General features: G+C 71.1%; 11 protein-coding genes. 9 read left to right on the forward strand and 2 right to left on the reverse strand.

What is annotated here, in order from left to right:
- Window positions 1-275: 275 nt before the first annotated feature.
- From FHR56_RS12195 to FHR56_RS12220, 6 genes are all read left to right on the forward strand, one after another.
- The gene (locus FHR56_RS12195) at window positions 276-1,190 is read left to right on the forward strand and encodes a biotin-independent malonate decarboxylase subunit beta (protein ID WP_160945635.1); all 915 of its coding nucleotides are present in this window, start codon (window positions 276-278) and stop codon (window positions 1,188-1,190) included.
- Window positions 1,190-1,894, forward strand: a complete 705-nt coding sequence (gene mdcE / locus FHR56_RS12200) for a biotin-independent malonate decarboxylase subunit gamma (RefSeq protein ID WP_160945634.1) — start codon at window positions 1,190-1,192, stop codon at window positions 1,892-1,894. Before FHR56_RS12195 ends, mdcE begins: the two co-directional genes overlap by 1 nt.
- Window positions 1,887-2,540 carry a malonate decarboxylase holo-[acyl-carrier-protein] synthase gene (gene mdcG / locus FHR56_RS12205; RefSeq protein WP_160945633.1) on the forward strand — a complete coding sequence of 218 codons (654 nt, stop codon included), beginning with the start codon at window positions 1,887-1,889 and terminating at the stop codon, window positions 2,538-2,540. Before mdcE ends, mdcG begins: the two co-directional genes overlap by 8 nt.
- Window positions 2,541-2,971: 431 nt before the next feature.
- Window positions 2,972-3,787, forward strand: a complete 816-nt coding sequence (mdcB, locus tag FHR56_RS12210; protein WP_160945632.1) for a triphosphoribosyl-dephospho-CoA synthase MdcB — start codon at window positions 2,972-2,974, stop codon at window positions 3,785-3,787.
- On the forward strand, window positions 3,784-4,704 hold the full coding sequence (locus FHR56_RS12215) for an acyltransferase domain-containing protein (protein WP_160945631.1): 921 nt from the start codon (window positions 3,784-3,786) through the stop codon (window positions 4,702-4,704). Before mdcB ends, FHR56_RS12215 begins: the two co-directional genes overlap by 4 nt.
- Before the next feature lie 142 nt (window positions 4,705-4,846).
- On the forward strand, window positions 4,847-6,202 hold the full coding sequence (locus tag FHR56_RS12220) for an SLC13 family permease (protein WP_160945630.1): 1,356 nt from the start codon (window positions 4,847-4,849) through the stop codon (window positions 6,200-6,202).
- A 229-nt stretch (window positions 6,203-6,431) separates the two neighbouring features.
- Here the strand turns inward: FHR56_RS12220 and FHR56_RS12225 are convergent, their stop codons facing one another.
- The gene (locus tag FHR56_RS12225; RefSeq protein WP_160945629.1) at window positions 6,432-7,148 is read right to left on the reverse strand and encodes a GntR family transcriptional regulator; all 717 of its coding nucleotides are present in this window, start codon (window positions 7,146-7,148) and stop codon (window positions 6,432-6,434) included.
- Between the two features lie 427 nt (window positions 7,149-7,575).
- The gene (locus FHR56_RS12230) at window positions 7,576-8,646 is read right to left on the reverse strand and encodes a pirin family protein (protein WP_160945628.1); all 1,071 of its coding nucleotides are present in this window, start codon (window positions 8,644-8,646) and stop codon (window positions 7,576-7,578) included.
- Between the two features lie 330 nt (window positions 8,647-8,976).
- Between FHR56_RS12230 and FHR56_RS12235 the strand changes: the two genes are divergently transcribed.
- The 3 genes from FHR56_RS12235 (at window position 8,977) to FHR56_RS12245 (ending at window position 13,182) form a co-directional block, all read left to right on the forward strand.
- Window positions 8,977-9,492 (forward strand): sigma-70 family RNA polymerase sigma factor, encoded by a 516-nt coding sequence (locus FHR56_RS12235; protein ID WP_184502634.1) that lies wholly within the window; start codon window positions 8,977-8,979, stop codon window positions 9,490-9,492.
- Entirely contained in the window at window positions 9,485-10,567 is a 1,083-nt protein-coding gene (locus FHR56_RS12240; protein WP_160945627.1) for a FecR domain-containing protein, read from the forward strand. The genes FHR56_RS12235 and FHR56_RS12240 overlap by 8 nt, the downstream gene beginning before the upstream one ends.
- A gap of 113 nt (window positions 10,568-10,680) precedes the next feature.
- Window positions 10,681-13,182 (forward strand): TonB-dependent receptor, encoded by a 2,502-nt coding sequence (locus FHR56_RS12245; RefSeq protein WP_160945626.1) that lies wholly within the window; start codon window positions 10,681-10,683, stop codon window positions 13,180-13,182.
- Window positions 13,183-13,187: the final 5 nt, after the last annotated feature.

The following is a 13,187-nucleotide window of genomic DNA, read 5'->3' on the forward strand; positions in this document are numbered from 1 at the left end:
TCCGCAATCGCTGAGCTCTCTGTAGGAGAGGCTTCAGCCCCGACTGGGTCTGGAGCGTGCGAGATTTCGGCTGCGTTCGTCGCGGCTGAAGCCGTTCCTACAAGGGACCCCGTTCCCGCGAGGAACGCTGTGGGAGGGGCTTCAGCCCCGACACGATCTTCCGACAGCACCTGGATGGCGCCGACTGTGATCCGGATACCCGCTGCAGTGAACGATGGTCCCGCATTGCCGATTCGGCGAGTTCGGCGAGTACGTCCCCAACACCGGAGTTGCGCATGAGTGCGATCCCCAACAATCGCCGCCCGCGCAGCTTCTACGAAGCCGACGCGCGCGAGCGTATCGCCGGCTTGCTCGATCCCGGCTCGTTCCGCGAGTTCGTCGGCCCGCGCCAGCGGGCGATGAGTCCGCACCTGGCGCAACTGGACCAGCCCGGCGCGTTCGACGACGGCATCGTCGTCGGCGAGGGCCGGCTCGACGGGCGCACGGTGCTGATCGCCGCGCAGCAAGGCCAGTTCATGGGTGGCGCGGTCGGGGAAGTGCACGGTGCCAAGCTCACCGGCTTGTTGCAGCGCGCCGCGGCGACCAGGCCGGCGGCGGTGCTGCTGCTGCCCGACAGCGGCGGTGTGCGCCTGCACGAGGCCAATGCCGGGTTGATCGCGATCTCCGAAATCATGCGCGCCACCTTGGACGCGCGCGCCGCCGGCGTGCCGGTGCTGGCGCTGATCGGCAGTGGCAATGGCTGCTTCGGTGGCATGGGCATCGTCAGCCGCTGCTGCACGCGCGTGGTCATGTCCGAGGAAGGGCGGCTTGGTCTTTCGGGTCCGGAAGTGATCGAGACGGTGCGCGGCGTGGAGGAATTCGACTCGCGCGATCGCGCCCTGGTGTGGCGGGTGACCGGCGGCAAGCACCGCTATCTGCTCGGCGAGGCGCAGGCCTTGGTCGCCGATGCCATCGAGGACTTCCGCGCCGCGGCGATCGCCGCGCTGGCGGCGCCGCCGGCGGCCGCGGACGACGACGGCCTGGCGCGCATCGCCGCCGAGCACGCCGCGCTGCGCACGCGCCTGGACGCCTATGGCGACTGCCGCGACGGCGTGGACATCTGGCGCCGTCAGGGCATCGCCGATCCCGAAGCGCTGCCGCTGCTGGACACCGCCGCCTTTCTTGCCGCCGTTGCCGACCGGAGCCCGTGATGGAGCTGATGCCTTTGCTGGAAGCGTTGTTCCCGCTCGGCCACCGGGTCGAGGTGCACGACGGCGTGATCGGCGGCAGCGCCAGCACCGCGCTGGGCGAGGTCAGCGTGATCGGCAGCGCCGACAAGCTGGAAGTGGGCGTGGAGCACGCGCTGGCGCTGGCCGCCGCGGTGCTGGACAGCACCCGGTCGCACCCGCAGCGGCCGATCGTGATGCTGGTCGATACCGCCGGCCAGCGGCCGTCGCGCAAGGACGAACTGCTCGGTATCAACGGCTATTTCGGCCATCTGGCGCAATGCCTGGACCTGGCGCGGCGGCGCGGCGCGCGGCTGCTGACGCTGGTCTATGGCGAATCGGTCAGCGGCGGCTTCCTCGCCTTCGGGCTGATGGCCGATGCGATCTATGCGTTGCCCGAGGCGCAGGTGAGGGTGATGGATCTGCGCGCGATGGCGCGGGTCACCAAACAGCCACTGGAGAAGCTGCAGGCGCTGAGCAAGAGCTCGCCGGTCTTCGCGCCGGGCGTGGAGAACTACGCGGCGATGGGCGCGGTGGATGCGCTGTGGCAGGACGATCTGGCGCAAGCGCTGGTCGCCGCGCTGCAGGCGCCGCTGCACGGCGACACGCGTGCGCAGCGCGGCGCGGAGCGCAACGGCCGCCTGCTGGCCGCACGGATTGCCGCCGAGGTCGCCGCCGGCCATGCATGAGCCGCTCGCCCGGCACGACCTGGTCTGGCTGGCGGCCGACGCGCCGTGGCAGGCGCGTACGCCGGATGCGCAGGCGCGCTTGCGCGACTGGTTCGCGGCCGGCCATCCGGCGATCGTCGCCCGCGGCGATCGCAGCGATGATGCGCAGCTGTTGCGTCTCGGCGTGCCGCTGCCGCCGGCCGAACGCAAGCAGCGCCTGTCGCTGTCGGCCGAGCGCGATGCGGTAGTGCGGCAGCGCGCACCGCTCACGCTGGACGAGGTCTGCGCGCAGGTGCGGGCCGTGCCGCCGTGGCAAGGGCCGCTGCGCGCACTGCAGGCGCTGGCCGCCACGCATGGCCTTGCGCCGCGCGTGTTCGGCGCCTTCGCCTGGCAGGCGCTGACCGGCTTGCCCTACGTGCAGGCCGGCTCGGACATCGATCTGCTGTGGCCGGCGCCGTCGCCAGCGCGGGCGACGGCGCTGCTCGCCGACCTGGCGCGCTGGGAACAGCGCCACGGCCGCCGCGTCGATGGCGAAGTGCTGCTGCCCGACGGCGCCGCGGTGAGCTGGCGCGAACTGGCCGGCGACAGCGCGCAACTGCTAGTCAAGGCGCTGCGCGACTGTCGGCTGCAGCCGCGCGCCGAACTGCTGCAGGCATGGGGGGCGTGATGGAACTGCGGGCGCTGCGCGGTGTGGAAGACCGCAGCTTCGTGCGGGCACCTGCAGCGGTGGACGGCGCGGCGCCAGTAGCGGTCGCGGCTGAAGCCGCTCCTACAGTGCAGGTAGCCGACTGTCCGCAAGTCCCCGTAGGAGCGGCTTCAGCCGCGACGATCGCAGCCGCGATCTTTCCGATACCGGCAGCCGTCGGGACTGAAGTCCCTCCCGCAGTGCAAATAGCCGGCCATGCGCATGTCCCTGTAGGAGCGGCTTCAGCCGCGACGATCGCAGCCGCGATCTTTCCGATATCGGCAGACGTCGGGACTGAAGTCCCTCCCGCAGTGCAAATAGCCGGACATGCGCATGTCCCTGTAGGAGCGGCTTCAGCCGCGACGAACACAGCCGCGGCGAAGACCGCGGCGAATTTCCACGATCCGGCCGCCATGCCGCACCGCCTCGGCCGTCTCGCCGTCGCCAGCCTGCATGCCGAGCTGGCCTGCGCGCCGAAGCCTGGCCTGGTCACGCCGTTCGATCGCGGCAGCCACGACGACATGGACGCCTCCACGTTCCTGCGCAGCCTGTTCGCGTTGCGCGGCTACTTCGTCGCGATCGCCGCCGCAGGCGCGACCGCCGCGGCGTTCCCCGCGCTGCGCCAACTCGGCATCGGCGCCGAGCGTGCCATGCTGCACGCCACCGGCGGCATCAACACGCACCGCGGCGCGATCTTCAGCCTGGGCCTGCTGGTCGCTGCAGCGGCGCGGCTGCGCAGCCGGACGCAGGCGGCGCCGGATGGCGTGGCGGTCTGCCATGCCGTCGGCGTCTACTGGCGCGATGCGCTGCTGGACGCCCCGCTGGACCCGCACAGCCACGGCCAGCGCATGCGGCGCCTGCACGGCGTGGCCGGCGTGCGCGAACAGGCGGCGGCCGGTTTCCCGCTGCTGCGCGAGGTGGCATTGCCCAGTTTGCAGGCGGCGCTGCGTGCGGGCCTGGCGCAGGAGGCGGCGCTGGCGCAGACCCTGCTGCAGCTGATCGCGCAGACCGACGATCTGAATCTGTTGCACCGCGGCGGCCGCGACGGGCTGCGCTTCGCGCAACGCAGCGCGCGGACGTTCCTCGAGGCCGGCGGCGCTGCGCAGCCGGATTGGCGCCAGCAGCTGTCGCGCATCGGCGACGCCTTCGTCGCGCGCCGGCTCAGCCCGGGCGGCAGCGCCGACCTGCTGGCCTGCGCCTGCTTCCTGCAGCGCCAGGAGGGCCTATGAGCCTGGCGCTGCTGTGCCCGGGACAGGGCGCACAACATCCGGCGATGTTCGACCACAGCGTCGGCGTGCCGGCGGCCGAGTCTGTGCTGGCGGCGGCGGCGCAGGTGCTCGGCGCAGACCCGCGCGCGCTGGCCGGCGACGACGCGCGCTACGACAACGCAATCGCGCAGCCGCTGGTCTGCGCCGCGGTGCTGGCCAATGCGGCGGCGTTGCTGCCGCAACTGTCGGCGCCGGCGTTGCTGCTCGGCTACAGCATCGGCGAGTTGGCCGCGCACGCGTTGGCCGGCGGCCTGGAGGCTAACGCGTGCCTGGCGCTGGCGGTGCAGCGCGCGCAGCGCATGGATGCGGCCAGCCGCAATGGCGACGGCCTGATCGCGGTGCAGGGCCTGCTGCGCGAACAGGCCGAGGCCCTGTGCGCGCAGACCGGCCTGCACCTGGCCATCGTCAATGGCGGGGACCATCTGATTCTCGGCGGCCATGCCGATGCCTTGGCGCACGGCGAGTGGCAGGCGCGTGCGCAGCGCGCGCGGGTCAAGCGCCTGCCGGTGTCGGTGGCCGCGCACACGCCGCTGCTGGCGAGCGCGGCGCAGGCGTTCGCCGCCGATTTGCGCGCCGCGCCGCTGGCGGCGCCGCGCGCCGCGGTGCTGGCCGGCATCGACGGACACCGTATCGGCGACCGCGACGACGCCGTCGGCGCCTTGTCGGCGCAGCTGGCGACGACGTTGGATTGGGCCGGCACGCTGCGCCAGGCCGCCGAACGCGGCGTACGCGTGTTCCTGGAACTGGGGCCGGGCGGTGCGCTGGCGCGCATCGCGCGCGAGGTGCTGCCGGAGTGCCAGGCGCGCTCGGTGGAGGAGTTCGGCAGCCTGGCCGCAGCGGCGGCGTGGGTGCGGCAGGCGGAGCAGCGGATGCAGTGATGTCAGCCGCGGCGGCGACCGGGGACGGCGATGGCCGCCGCCGCGCCGCAACGGCGGCTGGCAATGGGCGATCGACCCAGGATGGCGGGTGGCCATTCGCGGCAGGGGCAGTGATACGGATCCAGCCAGCTCGGGAGGGCGCATGAGTCCACAAATCGCAACGATCATCGGCTTGATCGTGATGTTCATCGTGGCCACGGCGTTGCCGGTCAACATGGGCGCGGTCGCGTTCGCGTTGGCCTTCATCATCGGTGGCGTCTGGGTCGGCATGGACGGGAAGGAGGTCTTGGCCGGGTTTCCCGGCGACCTGTTCCTGACCCTGGTCGGCATCACCTATCTGTTCGCGATCGCGCGCAACAACGGCACCATCGATCTATTGGTGCATTGGGCGGTGCGCGCGGTCCGCGGCAAGATCGTGGCGATCCCATGGGTGATGTTCGTGGTCACCGCGGTGCTGACCGCGTTCGGTGCGCTGGGTCCGGCGGCGGTGGCGATCATCGGCCCGGTCGCGCTGCGCTTCGCCAAGCAGTACAGGATCAATCCGTTGCTGATGGGCCTGCTGGTGATCCATGGCGCGCAGGCCGGCGGATTCTCGCCGATCAGCGTGTACGGCGGCATCACCAACAAGGTGGTGGAGAAGGCAGGGCTGGACGTGACCGAGATGGCGGTGTTCCTGACCAGCCTCGGCTTCAACCTGCTGATGGCGGTGATCTGCTTCTTCGCCTTTGGCGGCCTGGCCTTGCTGCGGCGCGCACAGACGCCGTCGCTGGCCAATGCCGAGTATGTGGCGGTGGGCGATCAGTCCTCGCATCGCCGGTTCGCCATCGAAGGCCATGGCGCGTTGCTGTCGGCCGGCGGCGGCACCTTGTCCACCGACCCGGCGGCGCTGGAGTCGGTGCGCCTGAACCGCGATCGCGTGCTGACCTTGTTCGGCCTGCTCGGTCTGGGCATCGCCTCGCTGATCTACAACCTCAACGTCGGCCTGGTCTCGATGACCGTGGCGGTGGTGCTGGCGCTGTTGTCGCCGAAGGCGCAGAAGGGCGCGGTGGACGGCATCAGCTGGTCCACGGTGCTGTTGATCAGCGGCGTGGTCACCTACGTGGCGGTGCTGCAGGAGAGCGGGGCGGTGGACTTCATCGGCAACAGCGTATCCGACATCGGCATCCCGCTGCTCGGCGCGCTGCTGGTGTGCTACGTCGGCGGCATCGTCTCCGCGTTCGCCTCGTCGGCGGCGGTGTTGGGCGCGACCATCCCGCTGGCAGTGCCGTTTCTGCTGCAGGGCCACCTCGGCGCGGCCGGGGTGATCTGCGCCCTGGCGATCTCGTCCACGGTGGTGGACGTGAGTCCGTTCTCGACCAACGGCGCGCTGGTGGTGGCCTCGGCCGCCCCGGACGAACGCGACGCGCTGTACAAGCGCTTCCTGATCTACAGCGGCCTGGTGGTGCTCTTCGGCCCGTTGCTGGCTTGGCTGCTGCTGGTGGTGCCGGGGTGGCTGTGAGGCTGTGAGGCTGGGATTGGGGATTCGGGATTGGGGATTGGTTAGAGCGGATCGCGGTTCCTGATCCAACCTGCGTTGCAAGAAAAGCGCCGGCCCTTGGGTCGGCGCTTTTTTTTTGCATGGTTTCGACCACCGCAGCGTTTCATCGGCGCAGCAGACGCCGCTGTTACGAATCCCCAATCCCGAATCCCGAATCCCGGCCGCTCAACGAATCCCCAATGCCGAATCCCTAATCCCGGCTCCGAGGCAACGGCGCCGGCACGTTCAACTTGCCGCCGGCGGCCACGTACATCGCCAGGGCGTTGCCCTGGCTTTGCAGATGCCGGTTCATGGTGCGCTCGGCGCCTTCGGCATCGCCGCGGCGGAAGCAGTCCATCAGTTCGCGGTGTTCGGACAGCGATTGCTGCATGCGTCCGGGCGCCAGCAGCTGGCGTCCGCGGTGCATCTTGAGGATGCGGTGCAGGTCGTGGGTGACGCGGATCAGCCACGGATTGCCGGCCAGTTCCTGCACCGATTCGTGGATCAGGTAGTTCTGCCGGTAGTACTCGGCCAGATCGCCTTCGTCGGCGGCCTGCTCCATGCGTGCGTGCAGCGTCTCCAGCCGCGCCAGGCCGGTGGCGTCGACCTTGCGCACCGCCTCGTAGGCGCAGCGGCCTTCCAGCAGCGCCATCACCGGGAACAGCTCGTTGAGGTCTTCCAGGGTCAGCCGGGTCACGCGTGCGCCGCGGCCGGGTTCGATCTGCACCAGGCCTTCGGCCGCGAGCAGCTTCAGGCTCTCGCGCAGCGGGGTGCGGCTGATCCCCAGTTCGGCGACCAGCGCCGGCTCATCGATCCATTCGCCCGGCGGCAGCACGTAGTCGTAGATCTTCTGCCGCAGCCGCTCGGCCACGTCTTCGTACAGCGCCACGCGCTTGCGCGGCGCGCGGCTGTCGGGTGCGAGGGTCATCGGCGAGGTCGAAGCGCTCTGGAGCCGGCGGGCGATGCGGCCATTCTAGCGGCCGACGGTCACCGCCGCGCAGGCGCTAGCCTCGGCCCGCTATGGAACGCGTGGCCCCTCTCCCGCCGGGAGAGGGGTTGGGGTGAGGGTACGGCGCGAAGCGACGCGCAGCGTTTGCGGCGCACGAGGCTGCGTCGCTACCCTCATCCGTCCCTGCGGGGCACCTTCCCCGACGATGAGGGCCGTGCTCTCGAGGGGAGAAGAAACAGCCGCTGGGGTGCGCCATCAATCCCCGAGCATGCCGCGCCGCGATTGCGTGCGCCTGTGGCCAGGAGGCGTGAGGACGTGGACGTCCGTCGACGCCCGAGCGATGACGCGGCCATGGGCGCGCGCCTGCCAGAGCCAACGCGGCATCCTCGGCAATCGGTGACACGCCCTAGCCGTTGGCGGCGACCGCGTGCGGCGCCGGCCGCTCCTCGCGCCCATCCGGATGTCGCGCGAAGCGGGCCGGGTCGCTGCCGTGCACCGGCGCCTCGTCCTGCCATGGCCAGCCGCCGAACTGGGTGCGGCGATAGTCGGCCATGGCCTGGGCGATCTCGGCCTGGGTGTTCATCACGAACGGACCGTGTTGGGCCACCGGTTCGGCGATCGGTCGGCCTTGCAGCACCAGGAACTCGCTCGCCTCTCCGTCGCCGTTGACCAACTCGACCGCCTGATCGGCGCGCAACTCGATCGCCGCGTGGCGGGTCACCGGGCGCCCGCCCACCGTCACCGCTGCGCCCTTGAAGAAGTACAGGCTGCGGCGCGTGCCGCGGCTTTGCGCGGCGGGCAGGGTCCAGCGTGCGCCGGGCGCCATGCGGATCGTCCAGATGGCCACATCGGCATCGTCCTGCGCGGCCCACGAATCCGGTGGCGGCGCGAGCGGGCCACCGGCGCTGCCGGGCGCGGCGTCGACCGGGCCGATGCGGCCGGCCACGCAGGCCACCTCGGTGGTGCGGCCGGCGTCGTCGGTGGCCGTGAAGCGCGGCAGGTCTTCCGACCAGAACATGGTGAAGTGCGGCGCGGCCAGCTTGTTGCGCGCCGGCAGGTTGAGCCAGATCTGGAACAGTTCCAGCGGGTTGGGCGCCGCCGTGTCCAGCAGCGGGAACATCTCCGAATGGACGATGCCCGCGCCCGCCGTCACCCATTGCACGTCGCCGGCGCCGAAGCGCGCCGCCGCACCGAGCGAGTCGGCATGGTCGATCAGGCCCTTGCGCACGATGGTCACGGTCTCGAAGCCGCGGTGCGGATGACCGGGAAAGCCGGGAATCTCCTCGCCGTGATACATGCTCCAGCCGTCCTTGCGGCTGAAGTCCTGGCCGATGGCGCGGCCGTGCAGGGACGCCGCCGGCCCCATCGCGCCGTTGCCGGCGGGGTAGGCATCGTCGTGGTGGACGCAGAACAGGAACGGGTCGATCGTGTCCCAAGGGAAGCCGAGCGGCTTGATCTGGACGATGGGGTCGGTCATGGAGAGCTCCTTCGTGCGAACGCCGCCCGAGGTTGGACGCGGCAACCTTCACGATATGGGGCGATGCCGATGGAACGGAAGGCCGGCCCGAAGGACATCCTGTCCCGCTCGGGAAACGCTGGGCTGCGCCGCCGCCGCGTCCATGGCGATGGCGCAGGCGCGGTGGCCGGCCGCGCTGCATGCGCCGATCGAGCGACCCGGCAGGTAGCGGCGTGCGCTGAATGCTCGCCGGGGTGCAACCGCGCAGCTGCGCCCGCAGGACCCGTGCGTCATTGGACTGTCATCTGCCGCGGCCAGCATCGCAGGCTTTTCCGATCCTGCGAGCGCCTGGTGCGTCCCGAACCCATGCCGGCCCTGTCGCGGCTGTTCCTGCAATGGCGGCCGTCGCTGAGCCGCTATTTCCGCAAGCGCCGCGCCGCGGCCTGGGATACCGACGACCTGCTGCAGGAAGTGTGGCTGCGGCTGCAGCGCAGCGAGGCGCATGCGCCGGAGATCGCCAATCCCGAAGCCTACCTGTTCACCATCGCCGCCAACCTGATGCGCGAGCACGCGCTGCTGCACCAGCGCAGCAGCCAGCGCGATACCTGCCTGGACGACGTGCTGGACCGGCTGGCAGTGCCCTGCGAGGCCGATGCGCAGGTGCACCGCGCGCAGCGCCGGCAGCGCCTGGCCGAACTGATGGCGCGGCTGCCGCCGAAGTGCCGTGCGGCGATGGTGCTGCGCTACCGCGACGAGCTGGGCTACCAGGAGATCGCCGAGCAACTGCAGATCTCCAGCCACATGGTTAAGAAATACATCATCAAGGGCCTGGCGGTGTGCCGGCAGGGCATGGCGCGCTATGCGTGAGGAGTCACGACGCAGCGCCGAAGCCGCCGCGGACTGGTACCTGGCGCAGCGCGAGACCACGCTGCCGCCGGCGCGGCAGGCCGCGTTCCTGGGCTGGCTGCGGCAGTCGCCGGCGCACGTGGTCGCCTATCTCGACATCGCGCGCATGCACGGCGACCTGCCGTCCGCGGCCCAGGCGCAGCAGGCCAGCAGTGCGCAACTGCGCGCGCATGCTTTGCGCAGCGGGGCGGTGGTGGTGCCGTTGCGCCCGGACGTGGACACACCGGCGGTGGCGTTCAACCCGCGCCGTGTCGTACCACGACGCAGGCGCTGGCCGCTGGCGGTGGCGGCCGTGCTGGCGCTGGCCGCCATCGGCCTGGCGCTGCGTCTGAGCACGCCGACGCCGGTGCCGGCGACGGTCTACGAAGCGCCGGCGGACGCGCCGCGCAGCATCGCGCTGGACGACGGCAGCATGGTGCAGCTGCAGCGCGGCGGCGCGATCGCGGTGCGCTACGGCGCGCAGCGCCGCGATATCGCCCTGCTGCGCGGCAAGGCGGTGTTCGATCTTGGCCACGATCCGGCACGGCCGCTGCGGGTCAGCGTCGGTACCCTGGTGCTGCGCGACGTCGGCACCGTGTTCGGGGTCGACCCGCAGGCCGGCGGGGCGCGGGTCACCGTGCTGCAGGGGCGGGTGCAGGTGTCGCGCGACACGCCGGCATGGTGGCGCCGCGGCGACCTGCCGTCGGAGGGGACGACGCTGGCGGACCTGGGCGGCGGCCAGCAGGCACGGGTGGATGCGCAGGGCCGCGTGCTGGCGCTGCGCGACCATGCCGACATCGCCGACGCCACTGCCTGGCTGCCGGCGCAGGTCGGTGTGCAGGACCGCAGCCTCGGCGAGGTGGCACGGCTGTTCAACGCCTACACCACGCGGCCGCTGCGCATCGCCGACCCGGCGCTGGCGGCGCAGCGGGTCAGCGGCGTGTTCCACCTGCGCGATCCGGAGGCCTTCGTCGCCTATGTCGGCAGCCTGCCCGGCGTGCAGGTGCAGCGCGATGCGCAGGCGGTGACCCTCCGCCGCGCACCGGCGCCGCTGTAAGAAAAAATTCACGCAATGGACGGTAGCCGCACGGCGCACCGGGGCACTCCTAGGACGCATGGCCATCGCGCAGCACGCGCGGGCCGCCCTTCCTCCCCTCCGGTGTGATCGTCATGCGCAAGCCTCTCGTCGTCTCCATCGCCCTGCTGCTCGGCAGTGCGTCCTCGCTGCCGGCCTGGTCGGCGCCCGCCGCCACGGCGGCGGCCATCGCGCCCATGCCGTTGGCGCAGGCGCTGGACCGGTTCGCACGCAGCAGCGGCCTGCAACTGATGTACGACCCGGCGCTGGCCGCGGGCCTGCACAGCAGCGGTGCCCCGGCCGGCCTGGCGCCGCCGCAGCAACTGCACGCCCTGCTTGCCGGCACCGGCCTGGACTACCGCATGCTGACCCCGGGCTCGGTCGCCATCGTGCGCAGCAGCGTCGCCACTGCCCCGGCCGCCGCGCCGCGTGCGCCGCGCAGCGCCGCCCCGGCGCGCGCCGAGGCCGACGGCGAGCACGACGGCCCGCGCGAACTGGCGCCGATCAACGTCACCGCCAACAGCGTCGACACGCTGGCGCCCAGTGCCGCGCCGCTGGAGGCGAGCCAGCCGACGTCGGTGATCGACGAGCGCTTCATCCGCGACGGCCTGCGGCTGAACTCCAACTACGACGACATCATCAAGTACGCGCCCAGCGTGGTCACCACCTCGCCGGAAGGCCCGGGCCTGGGCAAGAACGAAGGCATCAGCATCCGCGGCTTCCAGGACGGCCAGTTCAACATCACCCTCGACGGCATCCCGTTCGGCGATGCCAGCGATCTGCACCACACCACCTCGGCCTACTTCAACAACCACGTGCTCGGCCAGGCCGAGATCGACCGCGGCCCCGGCGGCGGCGCCACCATCGGCAACGCCACCTTCGGCGGCACCCTGGCGCTGCGCACGCGCAATCCCAGCGAGGTCGACGGGGTCACCGTCTACGGCACCGGCGGCAGCTGGAACACCTGGGCTGGCGGTGTCAGCGCCGACGAGCACATCGGCAACACGCGCCTGTTCGCCGACCTGTCCAAGGAGGCCAGCGACACCTACCTCAAAGGCACCGACGACCGCCGCGAGCACGCCTTCCTCAAGACCGTCAGCGACCTGGGCGAGGCGACCACGCTGACCTTCGTCAGCAGCTACAACCAGGAGCACCAGAACACCGTGCAGGGCGCCACCCGCGCGCAGATCGCGCAGCATGGCTGGCGCTACGGCCTGGGCGACGATCCGACCCTGCAGAACTACACCGGCTACAACGCCGCCGCCTACTACTCCAGCTTCACCTACCTGGGCCTGAGCACGCGCCTGGGCGACTGGGACCTGGACAACAAGATCTACTACAACAGCTTCGACCACACCGCGGCCAAGACCAGCATCCCCACCAGCGAGAGCGCCGCCGACAACGGCGTGACCTTCTACGGCGCGACCGGCAAGAAGCTGTCCAAGGCCGCCAAGGACGTGCCGGGCAAGCTGTCGGACAACGACTTCCGCGCCTTCGGCGACGTGCTGCGGCTGGCGCGCGACCTCGGCCCGGGCCAGCTGCAGACCGGCGTGTGGGTGGAGCGCAACCTCGACGAGCGCCAGCAGTTGCCGGTGGACATGAGCACCGGCGCGGCCAGCGGCACCAAGTACGGCCCGCTGTACAACTACAACCTGCACGACCGCACCGACACCCTGCAGCCGTACCTGCAGTACGACTGGAAGCTCAGCGACAGCCTCACCCTCAGCCCGGGCCTGCGCTACGCGCGCGTGCAGCGCCAGCTCGATGCCGAGCTCAACAAGAGCACGCCGCCGGCGCCGGCGCACAGCACGGCCAGCTACGACGCCACGCTGCCGTCGCTGAGCCTGCACCAGGCCTTCAACGAGCACTGGAGCGGCTACGTGCAGGCTGCGCGCGGCTTCCTGGCGCCGCCGATCGACGTGATCGAACTCAACGGCGCGCGCGGCCTGCGCCCGGAACTGACCAGCAACTACCAGCTCGGCACCAGCTACGCCGCGCGCGGCCTGACCTTCGGCGCCGACGTCTACTACATCGACTTCAGCAACTACATCAGCCAGACCCTGATCACTACCGACAGCGGTACCGAGAGCGCCTACGTCAACGGCGGCGGCGCGGTGTACCGCGGCGCCGAGGCCGAGGCCACCTACGCGCTGACGCCGATCCTGAGCCTGTACGCCAACGCCAGCTACAACGACGCCACCTACAAGCACAGCAGCACCCAGGTCGCCGGCACGCCGCGGGTGACCGCGGCGCTGGGCCTGCTGTACAACAGCGGCACCGGCTACTTCGGCTCGCTGATGGAGAAGATGGTGGGCGCACAGTACGGCGTGGACAACAGCACCACCGCCAGCGGCGCCACCGTGTTCGGCAACGACCAGCGCCTGGGCGGCTACGCCAGCCTGGACGCGGCGCTGGGCTACCGCAGCACGCACGGGCCCTACGGCCTGAAGGGCTATTCGATCAGCATGGACGTCAACAACCTGCTGAACCGGCACGCGCTGATCGGCTACGCCGGCACCCGTTCCTCCGACAACCAGCCGCTGTACTTCGGCCTGGCCGGGCGCGGCGTGTTCCTCGACCTGTCGCTGAAGTTCTGAGGCCG

It is taken from the genome of Xanthomonas sp. F10, assembly GCF_014206815.1.
Taxonomy (GTDB): Bacteria; Pseudomonadota; Gammaproteobacteria; order Xanthomonadales; family Xanthomonadaceae; genus Xanthomonas_A; species Xanthomonas_A indica.